The sequence below is a fragment of the Geomonas sp. genome, from assembly GCF_056994735.1.
This window is the reverse complement of record NZ_JBXKJL010000234.1, coordinates 1-20,458: the sequence shown is the minus strand read 5'-3', so window position 1 is coordinate 20,458 and position 20,458 is coordinate 1. Positions and strand designations below refer to the sequence as shown.

Annotated in this window: 16 protein-coding genes; 11 read left to right on the top strand and 5 right to left on the bottom strand. The window is 64.6% G+C overall.

The window, feature by feature from the left end:
* The 5 genes from AC11W3_RS10100 to AC11W3_RS10080 all read right to left on the bottom strand — a co-directional run.
* A partial coding sequence (locus AC11W3_RS10100) for a C-GCAxxG-C-C family protein (protein ID WP_484092960.1) occupies positions 1-392 on the bottom strand: 392 nt, incomplete at its 3' end.
* Between the two features lie 295 nt (positions 393-687).
* A complete protein-coding gene (locus tag AC11W3_RS10095) occupies positions 688-3,936 on the bottom strand; it encodes an efflux RND transporter permease subunit (RefSeq protein WP_484092959.1) in 3,249 nt (1,082 codons plus the stop codon).
* A 137-nt stretch (positions 3,937-4,073) separates the two neighbouring features.
* Positions 4,074-5,168 (bottom strand): efflux RND transporter periplasmic adaptor subunit, encoded by a 1,095-nt coding sequence (locus tag AC11W3_RS10090; RefSeq protein WP_484089193.1) that lies wholly within the window; start codon positions 5,166-5,168, stop codon positions 4,074-4,076.
* Entirely contained in the window at positions 5,165-6,508 is a 1,344-nt protein-coding gene (locus AC11W3_RS10085) for a TolC family protein (RefSeq protein WP_484092958.1), read from the bottom strand. Before AC11W3_RS10085 ends, AC11W3_RS10090 begins: the two co-directional genes overlap by 4 nt.
* A 219-nt stretch (positions 6,509-6,727) precedes the next feature.
* Complete coding sequence (locus AC11W3_RS10080) at positions 6,728-9,004, bottom strand: Ig-like domain-containing protein (protein WP_484092957.1); 2,277 nt, start codon at positions 9,002-9,004, stop codon at positions 6,728-6,730.
* Positions 9,005-9,263: 259 nt separating this feature from the next.
* Between AC11W3_RS10080 and AC11W3_RS10075 the strand changes: the two genes are divergently transcribed.
* The 11 genes from AC11W3_RS10075 to hutH form a co-directional block, all read left to right on the top strand.
* Positions 9,264-9,692, top strand: a complete 429-nt coding sequence (locus AC11W3_RS10075) for a chemotaxis protein CheW (RefSeq protein ID WP_484089196.1) — start codon at positions 9,264-9,266, stop codon at positions 9,690-9,692.
* The gene (locus tag AC11W3_RS10070) at positions 9,689-10,177 is read left to right on the top strand and encodes a hypothetical protein (protein ID WP_484089197.1); all 489 of its coding nucleotides are present in this window, start codon (positions 9,689-9,691) and stop codon (positions 10,175-10,177) included. Before AC11W3_RS10075 ends, AC11W3_RS10070 begins: the two co-directional genes overlap by 4 nt.
* Positions 10,174-11,121 (top strand): NADH-quinone oxidoreductase subunit B family protein, encoded by a 948-nt coding sequence (locus AC11W3_RS10065; RefSeq protein WP_484089198.1) that lies wholly within the window; start codon positions 10,174-10,176, stop codon positions 11,119-11,121. Before AC11W3_RS10070 ends, AC11W3_RS10065 begins: the two co-directional genes overlap by 4 nt.
* On the top strand, positions 11,118-12,530 hold the full coding sequence (locus tag AC11W3_RS10060) for a Ni/Fe hydrogenase subunit alpha (protein WP_484089199.1): 1,413 nt from the start codon (positions 11,118-11,120) through the stop codon (positions 12,528-12,530). Before AC11W3_RS10065 ends, AC11W3_RS10060 begins: the two co-directional genes overlap by 4 nt.
* 2 nt (positions 12,531-12,532) lie before the next feature.
* Positions 12,533-12,787, top strand: coding sequence for a 4Fe-4S dicluster domain-containing protein (locus AC11W3_RS10055; RefSeq protein WP_484092956.1), 255 nt, complete (start codon positions 12,533-12,535; stop codon positions 12,785-12,787).
* Entirely contained in the window at positions 12,784-13,251 is a 468-nt protein-coding gene (locus tag AC11W3_RS10050) for a hypothetical protein (protein WP_484089201.1), read from the top strand. The genes AC11W3_RS10055 and AC11W3_RS10050 overlap by 4 nt, the downstream gene beginning before the upstream one ends.
* Before the next feature lie 58 nt (positions 13,252-13,309).
* Entirely contained in the window at positions 13,310-14,836 is a 1,527-nt protein-coding gene (locus AC11W3_RS10045; protein WP_484089202.1) for a methyl-accepting chemotaxis protein, read from the top strand.
* Positions 14,837-14,851: 15 nt separating this feature from the next.
* The gene (gene hutI / locus AC11W3_RS10040; RefSeq protein WP_484089203.1) at positions 14,852-16,090 is read left to right on the top strand and encodes an imidazolonepropionase; all 1,239 of its coding nucleotides are present in this window, start codon (positions 14,852-14,854) and stop codon (positions 16,088-16,090) included.
* Complete coding sequence (gene hutG, locus AC11W3_RS10035; protein WP_484089204.1) at positions 16,083-17,048, top strand: formimidoylglutamase; 966 nt, start codon at positions 16,083-16,085, stop codon at positions 17,046-17,048. The genes hutI and hutG overlap by 8 nt, the downstream gene beginning before the upstream one ends.
* Positions 17,049-17,246: 198 nt before the next feature.
* Complete coding sequence (gene hutU / locus AC11W3_RS10030) at positions 17,247-18,944, top strand: urocanate hydratase (protein WP_484089205.1); 1,698 nt, start codon at positions 17,247-17,249, stop codon at positions 18,942-18,944.
* A 17-nt stretch (positions 18,945-18,961) separates the two neighbouring features.
* Positions 18,962-20,458 (top strand): histidine ammonia-lyase (hutH, locus tag AC11W3_RS10025; RefSeq protein ID WP_484092955.1); only part of this gene is annotated, 1,497 nt, incomplete at its 3' end.

Sequence of the window (20,458 nt, the reverse complement as noted above, 5' to 3'; positions counted from 1 at the left end):
ACCTTCGAGGTGAGCTCGATGCAACCGCTCTTCCCCTTGGCGGTCAGGACCTTGCAGCAGGTGACGCGATGCTCGCTCTTGAACCACTCGTGCAGCTCACGGGTGGTGGCGCCGACCGCCTTCCGGTTCCCATCCATCATCAGCCCCAAGGCCATCGTGCCACCGGAGACCGCACCGCAGATGCAGCCCGCTCCCGAGCCTCCGCCGAATCCCGCCGCCACACGGACGATGTCATCCGGCAGCTCCGGCGCGAAGCGGTTCTTCACCGATGCCAGCACCGCCTCCGCACAGTGCATCTTCCCTGAGCGGTACAGGGCCTCGGCCTCCGAGGCAACCTGCTCCGCCACATTCTCCTGTTCTCTTTCCGCAACACCCTTCTTGTCCCAGAACATGCAAAACTCCTCTTCGTGGTTGAATCCTTACCTTCCTCAGTCACCACATTAATAAAAAAGCTTCCCACTCTCAAGTCAAATCCCGCCGCCAAGCCCAGGAGACCTTCAGCGGCACGGCCCTAATCCGTCCGCCGCGGGAGAGTGCTGCCCCTTCGTTCCCCCTTCGACAAAGGGCCGCCCCTTCGTCCCCCCCTTGACAAAGGGCCGCCCCTTCGTCCCCCCCTTCACACAGGGGGGACAGGGGGGATTTGCCTTTAATGGTCAACTGAGGAAAATCCCCCGAAATCCCCCTTTTTCAAAGGTGGACTTGGCTCCCCCTCTTCCTCTCTTTCCACGACTCCACCATGTAGTAGAGGATCGGGATGGTGATCCTGGAGAGCGTGGTGGAGGCGATCTCGCCGCACATCATGGCCAGCGCCAGTCCCTGGAAGATCGGATCGAAAAGGATGACGAAGCTCCCCACCACGACCGCCGCGGCTGTCAGCAGCATGGGCCGGAACCGTATGGCCCCGGCATCGATGATGGCCTCGTCGAGCGGCATCCCTTCCCGCCGGCGCAGCTCAGCGAAGTCGATCAGGATGATCGAGTTCCTGACGATGATGCCGGCCAAGGCGATGAAACCGATCATGCTGGTGGCGGTGAAGAAGGCACCCATCAGCGCGTGCCCGGGGAGGATGCCGATCAGCGTCAGGGGAATCGGGGCCATGATCACCAGCGGGGTGGTGAAATCCTTGAACCAGGCCACCACCAGCACGTAGATCAGCACCATGACCGCGGCGAAGGCCGCTCCCAGATCGCGGAAGACTTCATAGGTGATGTGCCACTCGCCGTCCCACTTGACGCCTGGGCGCTCCTCGCTCCAGGGCTGGGTCGCCGCGCGCTGCTCGATGTGGTAGCCGCCGGGAAGCGGGATCTTGTCGATCTCCTTCTGCATCTTGAGGATGGCGTAGACCGGTGCCTCGATCACCCCCGCGACATCACCGGTGACATAGACCACGCTCTTCAGGTTCTTGCGGTAGAGCGACTTCTCCTCCACCCCCCGGACCACCTTGACCACCTCCGAGAGGGGGACGTTGCCCCTGGCGCCGGGGACGTAGATGGAGGAGAGCGAAGAGACATCGCTGCGGGAAGCGACCGGCAGCCGCAGGTTGATGAAAACCGGCTCCTTCTCGGTCTCCACGTGCATCAGCCCCGCGTCAGCCCCGCCGACCGCCACCTTCAGCGTCCGCACCACCTCGTCAGCGTTGACTCCGGAAATCGCCGCCTTCTCCCGGTCCACGTCGAAACGCAGCGCAGGCTGATCATCCTCCTGGTACCAGTCGGTATCGACCACTCCCCGGGTCGAGGCGAAGATCGCCTTGATCTTCCTGGCAATGGCGACGCGACTCTCCTGGTCTGGACCGTAGACCTCGGCGACCAGGGTGGAAAGGACCGGGGGACCGGGAGGTATCTCCGCCACCTTCAGCCTCGCTCCGTACCGGTCGGCGATTGTCTTGAGGGCGGGGCGGATCCTCCTGGCGATGTCATGCGACTGGTCCTTCCTCAGTTCCTTCCCCACCAGGTTCACCTGGATCTCGGCGATGTTGGCTCCCTTCCTCAGGTAGTAGTGGCGCACCAGTCCGTTGAAGTTGAAGGGGGAGGAGATCCCGACGTAGCTCTCGAAATCGGTGACCTCCGGGACCTTGCGCAGGGCGTCGCCCAGTTCGGCCACCAGGCGGGCGTTCTCCTCCAGGGTGGTCCCCTCCGGCGCGTCGACGATGAGCTGCAGCTCGCTCTTGTTGTCGAAGGGGAGCATCTTCACCGTCACCGCCTTGAAGTAGATCAGCGAGCAGGAGAGGAGGAGGAGCACCACGACCAGGGTGAGGAAGGAGTAGCGCACCTTCTTCTTGTGCAAAAGCGCCCCCATGATGCGGCGGTAGAAGCCGGTCACCCAGCTCTCCTCCGGCGGGGCATCGACTCCGTAATGCGACTCCCCTTTCATGAAGCGGTAGGCGAAATAGGGGGTGACGATGAAGGCGATCAGGAGCGAGAAGATCATCGCCAGGGAAGCACCGACGGGGATCGGGCGCATGTACGGGCCCATGAGGCCGCCAACGAAGCCCATGGGGAGAATGGAGCAGATGACCGCGAAGGTGGCGAGGACCGTGGGATTTCCGATCTCGTCCACCGCCTGGATCGCCGCCTGCAGCGGCTTGAGCCTGGTGGTGGTGAAGTAGCGATGGATGTTCTCCACCACCACGATGGCGTCGTCGACCAGGATGCCGATGGAGAAGATCAGCGCGAAGAGGGTGATGCGGTTCAGGGTGTAGCCGATCCTGTTGAAGATGAACATGGTCAGGGCGAGCGTCACCGGGATGGCGATGGCGGCGACGGCGCCGGCGCGCCACCCCATGAAAAGGGCGATCAGGACGGTCACCGAGATGGCGGCCAGGAACATGTGGAACAGCAGTTCGTTGTTCTTTTCCTTTGCGGTCTCGCCGTAGTTCCTGGTGACCGTCACCTGCATCTCGGCCGGTATGATCTTCCCTTTCTGGAACTCCACCCGCTTCAGGAGGTCTTCGGCCACCCAGGTGGCGTTGGCCCCCTTCCTCTTGGCGACCGATATGGTGACCGCCGGATAGTCGCCGGCACCCCCCTTGAGTCCCTTGTGGGCGGCCGCCGGGCCGAGGCCGAAGAAGACGTAATCGCTCGGCTCCTGGACCCCGTCGGCTACGGTGGCGACCTCACCGAGGTAGACCGGGCGCCCGTCCTTCACGCTCACCACCAGGCGCCTGGCGGCCCCGGCGTCGGTTATGAAGCTCCCGGCATCGAGGGTGTAGCTGCGGTTTCCCGACGCCATCGAGCCCGCGCGCTGCGCCACGTTGGCCTTCTCCAGGGCACCCATCACCGCCGAGGGGGTGAGCCCGTAGGAGGAGAGCCTGGCCGCGTCTAGATTCACCTTGAGCTCGCGGGAGAGGCCGCCCTTGATTTCGGTCTCGGCCACGTTGTCAGTCTTTTCGAGATCGTCACGGAGTGCCTGCGCCACCCTTCGCAGCGCATGGTGATCGTAGCGCTCCGACCAAAGGGTCAGGGTCACGATGGGGACATCGTCGATCGATTTCGGGACCACCAGCGGCTCGCCGCCTCCCGGAGGGACCAGGCCCCGGTTGCTCATCACCTTGTTGTAGAGCTTGACCAGCGACTGCTCCATGTTTTCGCCGACCAGGAAGCGGACGGTGACAATACCCATGCCGGGGCGGCTGGCGGAGTAGAGATACTCCACCCCCTTGATCTCCCAGAGCTTCTTCTCGAAGGGGATGACCAGGCGCTCCTCGACCTCTTTAGGGGAAGCCCCCGGCATCGGCAGGTAGAGGTCCACCATCGGCACCACGATCTGCGGCTCCTCCTCGCGCGGGGTGGTCAGGATCGAGAAGAGCCCCAGCAGCAGGGAAGCGGCCACGATGAGCGGCGTCAGCTTGGAATCGATGAAGGCGCGGGCGACCTTCCCGGCAAAGCCGAGCCGGGTGGTGTTGTTTTCCATATTGTCGTCAGCTCGGCGATCCATAGCTTACCTTCCTCGTTACCTGGTGAATCATCTTGAACCCAAATCCCCCCTGTCCCCCCTTTGTCAAGGGGGGGACGCCGGGGCCAGACGACCGATCCGAGAGGGGGCGCTCCTGCCTCCCCTCGACCTTCGCCGCCTTACTCCACCTTTACCCCGTCGCTGACCTTCTCGACCCCGGCGGTGACGATCCTTTCCCCGGCACTGAGCCCCGAAAGGACCTCCACCTGGTCGCCCAGCTTCTTGCCGAGCTTCACCAGCCGCAGCCGGGCGATCCCCTGCGCGGAAACGGTCCAGACCGAGGTGAGGGATCCGCGCTCGACCACTGCCGCGGCGGGGATGGCGATCCCCTGGCTGGAGCCGGTCCTGAAGAGCGCCTTGCCGTAGCTCCCGGAACGCAGGCCCCTGGCGGGAAGGTCGATCTTGACCGTGAAGGTGCGGCTGCCGGGATCGACGGTCGGGACGATCTCCGCCACCTTGCCGCTCGCCGGCGCCCCTTCGACGGCAATCCCGACCTGGTCCCCCGGCTTCACCTTGCCGAGCAGCCCCTCGGGCGCCGCGACCTCCAGCCGGTATCCCCCATCCCCTTCCACGGTGAAGAGAGGACTACCGGGGAAAACGGTCTGCCCCGCCTCCACCTGCTTCGAGAGGACCACGCCTGAAATCGGGGAGCTCACCTTACCGTATCCGGCCACCGCCCCGGCGGCCTTGGCATTCTGACGGGCCTGGTTCAGGCGGGCTTCCGCGCGCGCCACCCCCTCGGTCGCCACCTCCTGCTCCGACCGGCGCACGTCGAACTCCTGGCGCGTTACCGCCTGCTCGGAGTAGAGACGACGGTAGCGGTCGAAGGTGGTGTCGGCGAGCTTCCTCCGGGAGCGCGCCTCTTCGAGGGCTCGGGCGGCCTCCTCGGCTCCGGATGCGGCACCCGCAGCCGCGGCCCCGCTTTCCACGGCCTCGATGGTGGCGAGAGACCTACCCTTCGCTACCCGGTCGCCTTCCTTCGCATGAACCGCGCTGACGGTCCCGGCTATGCGGGCGGAGATGACGGCCGTGCTCCTGGCCTTCACCGTACCGACCGCCTCCTGCACCTCGGGGATGCCCCGGGGGGCAACAGTCGACACCGTCGTCCCCCGCACCGTCACCGGCGCGGCCTGCACCGGCGGCTCCTCCTTTTTCCCGCAACCGACGACCGAAGCTATCAGCAGGGCAACCATCACGGCCCGAAACGTTCTCATCGCATGACCTCCTTCAGCAATACCCCAGCCTGGTGGTAAATCTCCGCCGTCGCCAGCAGCTGGCTGTTTTCCACTTCCACCAGATTGGCCCTCGACCTGTTCAGCGCAGCCTCGGCGTCCAGGAGCTCGACCATCGACGACAGCCCGTTCTGGAACCGCAGCGAGATGAGGCGCATCCCTTCCTCGGCGGCCTTGACCGCGGCCCGTGCCGATTCGACCTTCAAGCCGGCTTCCTGCCGGCGCAGCACGCTTTCCGTGACCCGCAGGGCGACTTCCCTTCGCTCGTGCTCCAGCATCTCCGCCGCCGCCTGCCTGTTCAGTTCGGCCCTGCTCTTCTCGTGACGCCTCCTGGTGCCGTCGAAGAGCTCCCAGCGGAGGTTGATCCCGGCGTTCCAGGAGTCGTTGTCCCAGCCGAGCGGCACGTCCCGGTCGTTGACCTGGTAGGCCGCCGAAGCGTAGACGGTCGGGAGGTAGGCGGCCCGCGCCTGGCGCACCGCCAGCTCACCCTTTTCCACCGCCTTCCGGGCGACCTTCAGATCGGGCCTGCTCTCCTGCGCCAGCGCGACCAGGTCAGCCTGCGGCAGGGGCGGCTCGGCCACCGGCGGGACATCGGATATGTCGAGCGCCTCTCCCTGCGCCCCGCCCACCACCAGGTTCAGCTTCAGCCGTGCCAGCAGGAGGTCGTTCTTCGCGGTCACCAGCCTCTGCTCGGCCTCGGCCAGCTCGGTCACCGCCCGCAGTTGATCGGACTTAAGCCCGATACCGTCGCGCTCCCTGACCCCTGCCAGGCGGCCGTGCTCCCTGGCATCGGCCACGGCCTGCCCGGCGATGTCGCTGTAGGCCCTGGCCTTGCGGACCTCGAGGTAGGCGTTGTAGACCCGGTAGACCATCTCCTCGCGGCTGGAATCGAGCGAAGCGGCAGCGGCCTCCGATTCCTTTCCCGCGATGTCGACCGCCGTGGAGATGCCGAGGTCGAACAGAGGCTGCTCCAGGGTCATCGTGGTCTTGAAATCGCCGCGGGCGTGGGGATTGTTGAGAGTGTTCGCGGAGAAGTCGGTCGAGGGATTGATGCGACCCTCGTCGAGCTTCATCATGAAGACGGTGCTGGGGGTGTTGGAGAGTATGGCGCCGCTTTGCAGATAGATGCTGGGTAGGTAGCGGCTGCGGCTGATCCCGACCGCCTCCTGCGCTGCACCCCGCTCCAGGGCGGCGGCCTTCAGCAGGTGGTTGTTGGCCAGAGCCCGGCTCACCGCCTCGCGCAGGCTCACCGTATCAGCCAGGACGGGGGCGGCAGCGAAGACCAGCGCCGAAACGAATACCGCTACCAACCAGGCTCTCACGCCGACCTCCTTACCCATTGCGACCGCTCCATATTCCAGGTTATATATATGAAATGTTGTATATATGTAGACGGCACGGTTGTCAAGGATTTTGGCGGTAAAGGGCTGTGATGGCGAAGATTTTTTACTGATAATGAGGGAGCCCTATCGGAAGGGCGGAAGCTGGCACCGGGGCGTGAAAGGGGGAGGTCCGCCTGGTTCAGGACCTCCCCCGCCTCGCTAGGGAACCACCGCTACATGCGTGGCACCTGTTAACCCGGGGATGGTGGCGACGACCGTATTGGTAGCCGAGTTGATGACGGAGACGCTGTTGCTGCCGAAGTTCGCCACGTAGATCCGCCCTATGGAGGATTTTATCCCGATTCCTCTCGGCGCTGTCCCTACCGGGATGGTGGCTATCACCGTGTTGCCGGTGGTGTTGATGACGGAGAGGACATTGGAGGTCCCGAGCGTGACGTAGACCCGGCTGGCCACCGGATCCACCGCGACCCCCTGGGCGCCGTTTCCTACCGCTATGTCGCTTATCACGTTGTTGGTGCTGGTGCTGATCACCGAGACCACGGAGCTGAGGCTGTTGGCCACGTAGGCGAGGCTCCCGATGGGGTTAACCGCCACGTCGACCGGCCCGAGCCCCACCGGAATGGTACTGGTCACCGTGTTGGTGGCGGTCTCGATCACAGAGACGGTGTTGGAGCCGAAGTTGGTGACGTAGAGCCTGGTGCCTGCGGCGTTGAGGGCCATGCCTCGCGGGGCGGAGCCGACGGGGATGGTGATGATCACGGCGCCGCTGGTCCCGTCTATCACCGAGACGTTCCCGCTCTGGTTGTTCGAGACGTAGATGCGGTTTAATCCGACATTGACCGCCACGTCCCACGGCCCGGACCCGACCGCGATGGTGTTGACCACGGCATTGGTGGTCAGGTCGATGACCGAGACTGTGCCGTTGTTGTTATTGGCCACGTAGGCCAGCTTGGTCGAGGAATTGACCGCCACGCCCTGGGGATTCCCTCCCACCGGGATGTTGGAGACGACCGTGTTGCTGGTGGTGTCGACGGCGGAGACGGTAGCGCTCGCGGAATTGGTGACCAGGACCTCGTTCCCCGGCGTTATGGTCCCCTGCTGGACGGTCACCGCGGCCGAGCCCGATAGCCCGGAGAAGCTTGCCGTGATGGTGGCGGATCCGGTGGCGATGCCGTTGACGATACCTTTGGTTCCGGGGGTGTCGTTAACCGTGGCGACTCCGGTATTGGTCGAGGTCCAGGTCGCCAGGCCGGTTATATCCTGGGTGGTGCCGTCCGAGAAGGTCCCGGTGGCGGTGAGCTGCACCGATAACCCTACCCCTACGGAGGGACTGGTCGGCGTGACCGTAATGGCCGAAACGGTCTTGACGGTCAGGAGTGAGGAACCCTGCACGCTGCCGAGGGTCGCGATGATGGTGGTTGTGCCGTTGGCGACGGCGGTGGCGGTCCCATTGGAGCCCGAGGTGTTGGATATGGTGGCGACGCCGGTCGAGGAGGAGCTCCAGGTGACGAATGGGGTCAGGTCGCGCGTGGTCCCGTCGGGGAAGGTCCCTGTCGCGGTGAAGTTCAAGGTGGATCCCGCGACCGCGCTGGCGTTGGACGGGGTCACCGCGATCGAGGTCGGCCCGATCACCGTTACCGGAAGGATTTGGGTGACGATCCCGGGGTAGGAGGCGCTGATGGTGGCGGACCCCGGCGAGAGTGCGGTGGCTGCCCCGGTGCCGCTGATGGTGATGATGGAAGTGTTGGAGGAGCTCCAGGTGACCAGCGAGCTCACATCCCTGACTACGCCGTTGGAAAGGGTGCCGACGGCGGTGAACTGCTGGGTGGTCCCCACGTTTATGTTGGGATTCGCTGTGGAGATGGCGACCGAAACCAGTGACGCCACGTTCAAGGTGGCGGTGCCCGAGAGTGTCCCCATGGTCGCCGTGATGGTGGTGGCGCCGTTTCCCACCGCGGTCGTGGTCCCTGCCGAGTCGATGGTGGCCACGGCAGGATTCGATGTGCTCCAGGTGACCAGGGTGGTCAGGTCCTGGGTGGCTCCGTTGGAGAGATTTCCCGTGGCCGTGAACTGCTGGGTGCTCCCCGCGATGCCGAGCTGGCTGGTCGGGGTGACGGTGATCGACTGTATGGCGGCGGTGGTAAGGGTCGCGGTGCCGGTGACACCCGATGTGGTTGCCGAAATGGTGGTGGCACCCACGCCTATCGCTGTCGCCACCCCCTGGGAACCGGCGGCGTTGCTGATGGTCCCCACCGCCGTGTTCGATGAGGCCCAAGATACCGTGGTGGTGACATCAACCATCTCTCCGTCTGTGTAAACGGCGGTCGCTCTGAATCTCGTGGTGGTTCCGGGCGCGACGGTGGCCGTTGAAGGAGAGATTGTGATGGCGGACAGCCGGACGGGATGGGATTCGGAGCCTGAACATCCACAAATAAGCAAAGACAGTATCAGCAGCCCTATCACGGTTCTGAACATGTGCCCTCTCCTGTCTGATGTCTTGCCGCAGCCGATCACTTTTACATACAGCAATAACGGCTACTGTCAACTTGCCGCCTCCCGCTCTCTGACACAGGGACTGGTTCAACGGCGGTAGCTTCCTGTTGTGACAGTACCGGCAGCGGTCATCCCGGCTCCGGGATGGCGAAAAAAAGGAAGCGGCCGTTATTAAAGTTGGTAAAATCTCCGGGTGACTGGAGGAGTTGGGCATACTCTGCCGATGCCGAAGGGGGAAGAGATGGCCGGGAAGGATACGGACGCGGATATCCAGCTGGTAACGTTCCTGATCGACGGTGAGGAATACGGTGTCGACGTCATGCAGGTCAGGGAGATCATCTGCCTGCCGCAGATAACCATCTCGCCCACCTCGCAGCCTCACGTGGAGGGAATAATCAACGTGCGCGGGAGCATCGTGCCGGTGGTGAACCTGCGCAGGAGGCTGGGGCTGCCCACGGTCGATTACGATCTCGATACCCGGGTCGCCATCATGACCTTCGGCGGGGCCGACACGGGGTTCATCATCGACAGGGTTTCGGAAGTCATGAGGGTGAAGAGAAGCGAGGTCCTCCCTCCTGCCGACGGTTTCGGTGGGAAGTGGGTGGCGGGGATACTGAACCTGGAGAGGCTGGTCATCCTGATCGACCTGGAAAAGCTGGGGGTGGCATGAGCGAGCAAAGACTGGCCCTGCAGGAGGCCATGGTTTTCCTAGGCGCCATAGCCAGCGGCCTGGAGGAGGCGATCGGCGATTCCGCCAACGGCATCTCCTATCTCGCCGGCGTAAACCTGGGGAGGAAGCTCTCGGAAGGGGTGCCCCGGGCGCAGACCATCGAGGAGGCGCTGGACTCGGTCCGCGAGGTCCTCAAGAAGAACAACTACCTGTGGCTGTTCGAGCCGTTCCGGACCCACGACCGCCCGGAGATGGTGCAGGTCACCGAGGAGGGCGAAGAGGTCATGCTGGTCTTCAGGGACTGCATGATCAGGCAGTCCCTCTTCCGCTTCGGCCACTCGCAGAAAGGGTCCCTTTGCAACATGATGTTCGGCTTCTTCGCGGGGGCGCTGCAGAACATCATGGGGCGCGACTCTTCGCTGGAGATCATCCACGCCGGCGAGAACGCCTGCTACAAAAAGTTGGCGGTCGGGAGGGCAAAATGAGCGAGAAGAGCCTCAACACCGAGTGGCTCTCGGACTGCTCCGGATGTCACGTGGCCATCGTGGACCTGCACGAGAAGATCATGGGGGTGCTGCAGGCGGTGAAGATTCAGCGCTGCCCCGTGCTGACCGACGTGAAGGGCTACCCGGCGGCGGCCCTGGGGCTGGTATCGGGGGCCATCCGCAACGAGCATGACCGCCAGGCCGCCATCGAGATGAGGAAATGCTGCGATGTCGTGGTGGCCTGGGGCTCCTGCGCGGTCTTCGGGGGCCCCGCCGGGGCCGGCAACATCCATACCCCCGCCGAAATCGAGGAGGCGGTCTACCTCCGGAACAAGACCACCCTCCCCTCCCCCGCCCCCTCCCGGGAAGTCTCTCCGCTGGAGTCGGTGGTCTCTCCCCTCGACTCCGTGATCGAGGTCGATTACTACCTCCCCGGCTGCCCCCCACACCCGGCCTTCGTCTTCGAAGCCCTCTCCGCCCTCCTGGAAGGGAGGAGACCCGAGCCCTCCCGCAGGTCGGTCTGCGCCAAGTGCAAACGGGTCATGGAGAAGAGCGAGGTCACCGCCGTCAGGTCCAATTCCGACGGCATCCCCGACCGGGAGAAATGCTTCCTCAGCCAGGGCTACACCTGCATGGGGTCGGTCACGATCGACCGCTGCCTCTCCCCCTGCCCCCTGAACGGAGTCCCCTGCACCGGCTGCGCCGGGGCCACCATGCAGGTGCTGACCGAGCCCAACCGCGACATCAGGACCGAGATCGCCGAAAGGATGTCCCGGCTGACCCGGATTCCCAGGGAGGAGATCGTCGCCTCCATCGAGAGAAGTGCCAAATCTCATTACAGCTACACCATGGCGACCTCCATGATCGGCGGAAAGCCGACCTTCCACATAGAGAAGTGGATCGCCGAGGAGGAATCGGACTACGAGGCGGGGAAGGTGTCATGAGAAAGACCATCAAGATCGATCCGGTCACCAGGATAGAGGGGCACGCCAAGGTCTTCATCAACCTGGCCGATGACGGCAGCCTCGAGAACGCGGGGCTGGTGGTCAACGAGCTGAGGGGATTCGAGAAGATCCTGGTGGGGATGGAGGCGGACCGGATGCCCCACGTCACCGCCCGCATCTGCGGGGTCTGCCCGACTGCCCACCACCTCGCGGCCTCCAGGGCCCTCGACCATGCCTGCGGCGTGAGACCTCCCCCCGCGGCGGAGCTCTTGCGCGAGCTCATGCACATGGGGCACGTCATCCACTCCCACGCCCTCTCGCTCTTCGTGTTGCAGGGGCCGGACCTGGTCCTGGGGCTGGACGCCGATCCGTCAGTGAGGAACGTGGTCGGCCTGGTGCAGGCCGACCCGGCGCTGGCCAGGCTGGCGCTGGGGATCAGGACGCTCGGGCAGAGGATCAACGAACTGGTCGGGGGGCGCGGAACCCATCCGGTCACCTCGCTGGCCGGCGGCATCACCTTCGAGCTGGACAGGGAGAAGCAGCGGATCATGGAGGGGTGGGTCGACGAGGCCAGGACCATGCTGGACCGGGTCGTTCCCACCGTGAAGGCCCTGCTGGTCAGGGCGCTGGAGATTCATCCCGCCATGAAGGAGCAATGGGTCGTTCCCTCCTGGGGGCTCGGCACCGTGGACGGCGACCGGGTATCGCTCACCTCCGGCAAGCTGCGGATGGTCGACGAAACGGGGGAGCTCCGGGCGGAATTCGAGGCGCAGGATTACGACCGGCACCTGGTCGAGTCGGTGGTCGAGTGGTCGTACATGAAAAAGGTTTCCTTCAAGGCTGGGGAGCTGCGTGACTACCGGGTCGGGCCGCTGGCCAGGATCAACGTGGCGCGGCGCTACGGCACGGATGCGGCCGATGCCGAGCTGGCGGAGTTCCGCAAGCTCTGCGGGGCCCCCTGCCACTCGACCCTCATGCAGGGGTACGCCCGGCTGATCGAGACCATCTGGGCGATCGAGCGGGCAGCCCGGATCCTGCAGGACCCCGCGATCTTCGGCGAGACCCGCGTCCCGGTCAGGTTCAGGGGTGGCAGGGGCGTGGGGCACATCGAGGCGCCGCGCGGCACCCTCTTCCACGACTACGAGATCGACGAGAAGGGGATCGTGCGGGGGGCGAACCTGGTGGTGGCCACCCAGCAGAACTACTCCATCATCAACCGCTCCCTGGAGCAGGCCGCGCAGTCGCACGTGATCGACCGCCCCGACGAGACGGCGCTCCTGAACGCAGTCGAATTCAGCATCCGCTGTTACGATCCCTGCCTCTCATGTGCCACCCACGTCTTCGGGACCTTCCCGATGCAGGTGGTGATCACGCGGGGCGGGGAGACCGCCGGGACCTTCGGGAGGTAGCCATGGCGCTGGAGATCGAGATTCATGAGCAGTCGTGCAGGGGGTGCGAGTTGTGCGTGGATATCTGCCCCACCAAGGTCTTCGAGATGGACGGCGGGAAGAAGGTCTGCACGGTGAAGCAGGCGGACGACTGCATCGCCTGTCTTTCCTGCGCCTTCATCTGCCCTTCCCAGGCCATCACCCACAAGGATTACCACGTGGTGAAGAACTTCTACCGCGACGAAGAGTTCTGCGAAAAGATGGGGAAATTCCTATGAGCACCAGCGACGACTACTACCGGATCGACCTGAGCGCCGAGGACTACCGGGCGGCCTTCACCGAGGTGGCCTTCCTGACCGACGCCTTCGCCAGCGCCATCGACAACATCATGGGGGGGGTGACGGCCCCGGTGGGGAGGATCGCGGGACGCGACACGGCGAAGAAACTGCCGGCCCACCTGCCGGACCCGACCGTGGAAGGGGTGGCCGGGCTGCTGCGGGAAAGGATGAAGGCCGGGTTCGAGTTCACCCTGGAGGGGAAGGACGGGAAGGAGCTGACCTTCGGCAAGTGCATCCTGCGGGATGTCTGCGCCCTGCGCGGCATGGAGAGCGGCGGACCGATCTGCAGGCTTTTCCATGCCTATCTCGACGGCCTGATGGACGGGCTCCTCTGCCGTCCCGTCAAGTCGGCCATCGTTTCCACCGGTCCGAAAGAGTGCCGGCTGGAGCTGGAAACGCTTTAGAGGCGATCCCCCCTGCCCCCCTTTTCAAAGGGGGGAGCTGAAGGAGAGGAGGCAGCGGATGGGCAATCTCCATGACGAAGTGAAGCTCTTGGCTGGGGCCATGGTCGAAGGGCGCCTCGAGGTGAGGGGCCGCAAGGAAGGACTCGAGCCCCAGGAGGCGGAGATCATCGAGATGATCAACCAGATGATCGACGCCCTCATCACTCCCATGCATCTGGCCGGCTACGCCCTCGACGAGGTTGCCCACGGCAGGCTCCCCCCCTTCGTCATCGACGACTACGCCGGCGAGTACAACAAGATCAAGCAGAACATCAACACGCTCCTCGCCATTCTCTACGGCCTGGATGGCGAAACCAGGCACCTCCTCGGCAGCATCGGCGAAGGGAAGCTCAGGACCAGGGGCAACTCGTGGGATTACCAGGGAGTCTGGAGGGATCTGATCCAGGGGGTGAACGATACCCTCGATGCCCTCACGGCGCCGATCACGGAGGCAGGTGCCGTCCTCGGACGCCTGGCGCAGTACGACCTGAAGGCCAGGATGACCGGGCGCTATCACGGCGAGCACGCCATCATCCGCAAGGCCATGAATACCACGGCCGAGGCCCTGAATGAAGCCATCTCCCAGGTTTCCCAGACCGTCAACCTCGTCTCCAGGGTCGGGAGCAAGATCAGCGAGGTCAGCTCCGCAGTTTCGGCCGGGGCCAAGGAACAGAGCCTGCAGTTGGAAGAGACCACCACCAGCCTGACCCAGCTCGCCCAGAGTGCCGGCAAGAATGCCGAGCAGACGGCAACGGCCAGGGACGACGCCAAAAAAGCCACCGAGTCGATCCTGACGGCAAAGGAGTCGATGAGCCGGATGGTCACCTCCATGACCGAGATCGCCGCGGCCGCCGACGGGACCTCCTCGATCGTTCAGGAGATCGACACCATCGCCAACGAAACCGGCGTCCTCGCCAGCACCGCGGTCCAGAAGGCGGTCAAGATGAGGACCTCTTCGGGCGGATTCGGCGTGGTGGCGCAGGAGATCAGGAAGCTCTCCAAAGAGTGCGGCGAAACCGCGGCAAGCATGAAGGCCCTGGAGAAGAGAGTCGGGGCGGAGCTTCGCGAGGAACTCGCCGAGGTCATTGCCCGCCTCGACAACGTGGCGAGGCTCTCTGGGCTCCTGGGAGTTAATGCCGCCATTGAAGCCGCGCATGTCGAAGGGGCGGGGACCGACTTCAAGGTCATGACCGACGAGATCCACCAACTGGCCAGCCGGTCGGCCGATGCGGCGCGCAGGACCGAAGGACTCATCAAGGCCTCGGTCTCCCAGTCAAAGACGGGCGAGACCCTGGTCAGGGAGATCGCGCAACGGCTCGATGAGGCCGTGCAGGGAGCCCGCGCAGTCAGCAACTTCGCCGATGAGATCAGCAAGAGCATCGACGAGCAGACCACCGGCGTGGAGCAGATCTCCCGCACCGCCCAGTTGATCAACACCGTCACCCGCGAGAACGCCGCCAGCGCCGGCGAATCCCTCCAGGCGGCGGAAGATCTCGAAAAGCAGGTGGAGCAACTCTCCACCATGGTCAACAAGTTCACTTACTAGCTCATCGACCTGCCAATGCCCACTGACCTCACCCAGTATGATCACATCTGGACCAACGCCCGGCTGGCGACCCTTGATCCCGCAACGGGAACGGAGTACGGCCTGCTGGAGGAGCACGCCCTTGCCGTTCGCGATGGCCTCATCGCCGCACTCATCCCGATGCGGGACCTCGATCTCGCCTCCTTCCACGGCGCACTCACCGACTGCCAGGGAGCCCTGATCACGCCCGGCTTCATCGACTGCCACACCCACCTGATATATGGCGGCAACCGCGCCGGCGATTTCGTAAAGCGCATGCGGGGGGTGAGCTACGAGGATATCGCCCGCTCCGGCGGAGGAATCGTCTCCACCGTCGCGGCAACAAGGGCTCTGTCGGAGGATCAGCTCTTCCTGAAAGCGCGGCCGAGAGTCCTGGCGCTGATGAGCGAGGGGTGCACCACGGTGGAGGTGAAGTCAGGATATGGCCTCACCGTGGAAGATGAGCTGAAGATGCTGCGGGTGGCGAGGCGCCTGGGACAGGAGCTCCCCGTACGCATCAGCACGACCCTGCTGGCCGCCCACGTCGTCCCTGCGGAGTTTGCCGGAAAGGGCGACAGCTACGTGGACCTGATCTGCTCCGAAATCATCCCACGAGCCGCGAAGGAAGGGCTTGCCGACGCGGTCGACGTCTTCTGCGACAGCATTGCCTTTACCGTTCCCCAGGCCGAGCGTGTGCTCGAGGCGGGACGGGAGCACCGGCTGGGGCTTAAGGTGCACGCCGAACAGCTATCGTCCTCTGGCGGCGCGGTTCTGGCTGCGGCCTACAGGGCCTGGTCCGCCGACCACCTGGAGCATCTCGACGGGTTCGGGCTCCATGCCCTGCAGGGTACTGGGACCGTGGCTACACTTCTCCCCGGGGCCTTCTACTTCCTGAAGGGAAGCCATCATCCGCCGATCGACCTGCTGCGCCAGCACCGCATCCCGATGGCACTGGCGACGGATCTCAATCCCGGAAGCTCACCTCTTGCCTCGATCAGGCTGATCATGAACATGGGGTGCATCGTGTTCGGCCTTTCTCCCGAAGAAGCGGTCGCCGGGGTGACCCGAAATGCCGCACGCGCCTTGGGATTGGGAGATCGACTGGGGACCTTGACGGTCGGTAAGGAGGCTGACTTCCTGCTCTGGAACCTGCAGGACCCGGCCCAGCTGGTCTGCGAGGTCGGCCTGAACGCGCCGTCGCGGCGGGTGGTAAAGGGAGACTCCGGCGATGCATAAATCCATCGACATGGCCATCTGGCAAGGGCGGATGGATGCCGAGACGGGGGCGACGCGCTGGCACCAGAAGGTTGTGCCCCTCACCCACGAGGTAATCGACAGCGGGGAGCCGGGGTTCGTGCTGCTGGGCATCTGCAGCGATATCGGAGTGAGGCGCAACCTCGGTCGAGCCGGGGCTGAAAAAGGCCCGGACGCGATCCGCGTCGCCCTCGCCAGCCAGGCCTGGCACCTCCCCGCTCCCTGTTACGACGGTGGGAACCTCCAATGTTCGGGGGATGATCTCGAGGCCCTTCAAAAGGAGCAGGCGTCCTGGGTGACGAGGCTCCTCGACCTTGGCCACTTCCCGCTGCTGCTGGGGGGCGGCCACGAGATCGCGCTGGGGACGAACCTGGGGCTGAGGGAGCATCTGGAAAGAAATGAGACACGCGGCGTGGTGGGCATCATCAATTTCGATGCCCACTTCGATCTGCGCAACGCCGGTCACTCCACCTCGGGGAGCCCCTTCTTCCAGATCGCCGAAACGTGCCAGCAGGAGAGCCTGCGCTTTCGTTACCTCTGCCTGGGGGTGAGCGAAGTCGCCAATACGGCGGCGCTTTTCGAGAGGGCAGGCTCACTCGGGAGCGAATGGCTGCTGGACGAGCAGTTGGCGGGGTGGAAGGTGACCGAAGCGCAGGAGCGTGTGCGGGATTTCGTGAAAGCCTGCGACTTCATCCACCTGAGCATCGACCTCGATGCGCTCCCGGCCGGCGTGGCCCCCGGGGTAAGCGCCCCGGCTCCGCGGGGCGTGAGCCTGGAAGTCATCGAGCATCTCCTTCAGGTGATAAGGAGCGTGGGAGGGAAGAAGCTGAAGATTGCCGAAATCGCCGAGTGCAATCCCGATTTCGACATCGACGGCCGCACCGCCAAAGTCGCCGCCCGCCTCTGTCATCTGATCGCCCGGCGCACCCCGGTCTCCTGAACTTAAAATCCCCCTCCCCGGGACGAGATCGACCAACTCAGCTTAGCCACTCCCCCTCCCCCGGAGAGAGGGGGTCGGGGGGTGGGGGAAGGTGCCACGAAGAGCTGCTAGGACTAACGGCGTAAAACCAAATCCCCCCCCCTTTGTCAAAGGGGTGGTCCCCTCGGCGAGAGGCCAACTCTAATTTCGGAGCCCAACATGACAACCCGATTCGATCCCACCCGCCGCGTCACCGCACCGAGGGGGCCGGAAAGGAGCGCGAAAAGCTGGCTCACCGAAGCCGCTCTGCGGATGCTGATGAACAACCTCGACCAGCAGGTGGCGGAGCGCCCGGAGGAATTGGTTGTCTATGGTGGAATCGGGCGGGCGGCCCGAAACTGGGAATGCTACGACAAGCTGGTGGAGGTCCTGCGTCGCCTGGAGGAGGACGAAACGCTGCTGGTGCAGTCCGGAAAGCCGGTCGGGGTCTTCAAGACGCATCCCGAGGCGCCGAGGGTGCTGATCGCCAACTCGAACCTCGTCCCGCGCTGGGCGACCTGGGACCACTTCAACGAGCTCGACCGCAAGGGGCTCATGATGTTCGGCCAGATGACCGCCGGCTCCTGGATCTACATCGGTTCCCAAGGTATCGTGCAGGGGACCTACGAGACCTTCACCGCTGCGTCCAAGAAGCACTTCGACGGTGACTGCGCCGGGCGCTGGATTCTCACCGGCGGGCTGGGCGGCATGGGCGGAGCCCAGCCCCTTGCGGCGACCATGGCCGGGTTCTCGATGCTGGCAGTGGAGTGCGACGAGAGCCGCATCGACAAGCGGTTGGCCACAGGGTACCTCGACCGGAAGGTAAAGGACCTGGACCAGGCGCTCTCCATCATTGAGGCGGCGTGCCGGGATGAACGGGCGGTGTCCGTGGGACTTGTGGGAAACTGCGCGGAAGTGTTGCCGGAGATGGTCTCCCGCGGCGTGAGTCCCGACCTCTGCACCGATCAGACCAGCGCCCATGACCCCCTCAACGGTTACCTCCCCGCCGGCTGGTCTCTTGAGAAGGCAGCCGCCATGCGGAAAGACGATCCCGCCGAGGTGATAAGGGCGGCCAAAGCCTCGATGGCTCTCCACGTGCGGGCCATGCTGGAGCTGCAAAGACGAGGTACCGCGACCTTCGATTACGGCAACAACATCCGCCAGGTGGCGTACGAGGAGGGGGTCGAAGACGCTTTCGACTTCCCCGGCTTCGTCCCTGCCTACATCCGGCCCCTCTTCTGCCAGGGGATCGGCCCCTTCCGCTGGGTCGCCCTCTCCGGCGATCCCGAAGACATCTACCGGACCGATGCCAAGGTCAAGGAGCTCCTCCCCCACGACCCGCTTCTCCACAAATGGCTCGACCTCGCCCGGGAGCGCATCCAGTTCCAAGGCCTCCCCGCCCGGATCTGCTGGCTGGGCCTGAAGGATCGAGCCAGGGCCGGTCGCGCCTTCAACATGATGGTCGCCAAGGGAGAATTGAAGGCGCCCATCGTGATCGGCCGGGACCATCTCGATGCCGGCTCAGTGGCGAGTCCCAACAGGGAGACCGAGGCCATGGCGGACGGCTCTGACGCCGTATCGGATTGGCCCCTCCTCAATGCCCTGCTCAACACCGCCAGCGGAGCGACCTGGGTCAGCTTCCATCATGGCGGCGGAGTCGGCATGGGGTTCAGCCAGCATGCCGGAGTCGTCATCGTGGCCGACGGGACCGAGGCGGCGGCGAGAAGGCTGCAGCGGGTCCTCTGGAACGACCCGGCCAGCGGTGTCATGCGCCATGCCGACGCCGGCTACGAGTTGGCCATCGAGTGCGCCCAGGAGAACCAGCTCGACCTGCCGATGGTGGTCTCTCCCTCTCCCCCCGGGAGAGGGTCGGGGTGAGAGGGAGAGACCACGATATGCTCACTGTGAACCTCCAACCTGGCCGCCTCACGCTGAAGGAGCTGCGACAAATCAGGGATAACCCTGTCCACGTCACGCTTGATCCCGGCTGTGTCGATGCCATCAACAGGTCGGTCGAGACAGTCGCCTCGCTGATCGCCGAAGGGCGCGCCATCTACGGCGTCAACACCGGTTTCGGCCTCCTCGCCAGGACCCGCATCCCCACCCATGAACTCGAGCAGCTCCAGCGGGCCATCGTCCTCTCCCACGCCGCGGGAACGGGACCGCTGATGGAGGAGTCGACGGTCCGCCTGCTCATGACCCTCAAAATCAACAGCCTGGCCAGGGGGTATTCAGGAATCAGGCTCCAGGTGATCGAGGCCCTGGCCCGCCTGCTCGAGGCCGAGGTTTACCCGTGCATCCCTCAGAAGGGCTCCTGTGGCGCCTCCGGAGACCTGGCGCCGTTGGCTCACATGAGCACTGTTTTGTTGGGGGAAGGGGAAGTAATCCACCGGGGGGAGCGACTGCCGGGGCTGCGAGGGCTGGGCATAGCGGGACTGGAACCGATCACCCTGGCGCCCAAGGAAGGCCTCGCCCTACTTAACGGCACCCAGGCATCAACGGCCTTTGCGCTGGAAGGGTTATTTGAGACCGAGAAGGTCTATTCGGCCGCCCTGGTGGCCGGAAGCCTCAGCGTGGACGCTTCCCTCGCCAGCAGGTGCCCCTTTGATCCCCGCATCCATGAGGCGCGGGGCCTCCGGGGGCAGATCGACGTGGCGGCGGCGTATCGCCACCTGCTGACCCACAGCGCGATCGAGGCATCCCATGAGGGCTGCGAGGCCGTCCAGGATCCCTACTCGCTCCGCTGCCAGCCACAGGTCATGGGGGCCTGTCTCGACCAGATCCGCTACGCCGCCGGAATCTTCCTCACCGAGGCCAATGCCGTTTCCGACAACCCTCTGGTTTTCACCGACGAGCGCGAGATCATCTCCGGCGGCAACTTCCACGCCGAGCCCGTGGCGCTTGCCGCAGACACCCTAGCCCTCGCGATAGCCGAAATCGGCGGCCTCTCCGAGCGGCGGATAGCCCTGTTGATCGACGCCAACCTAAGCAAGCTCCCCCCGTTTCTGGTCGAGAAGGGGGGCCTCAACTCCGGCTTCATGATCGCGCAGGTCACCGCCGCCGCACTCGCCAGCGAGAACAAATCCCTCGCCCATCCCGCCTCCGTCGACAGTCTCCCCACCTCTGCCAACCAGGAAGACCATGTCTCCATGTCCACCTTCGCCGCCAGGCGGTTACTTGAGATGGCCGACAACACCACCGGCATCGTCGCCATAGAGCTCCTGGCGGCCTGCCAGGGCGTCGATTTCCGGTCCCCCCTCAAAACCTCCCCCCTGCTGGAAGAAGCGAAGGGCATACTGCGCCAGGAAGTGAGCTTCTACGATCACGACAGGTATTTTGCCCCTGACATAGAGAAAGCGAAGCGATTGGTTAAGGAGGGAGCCTTCATCGAC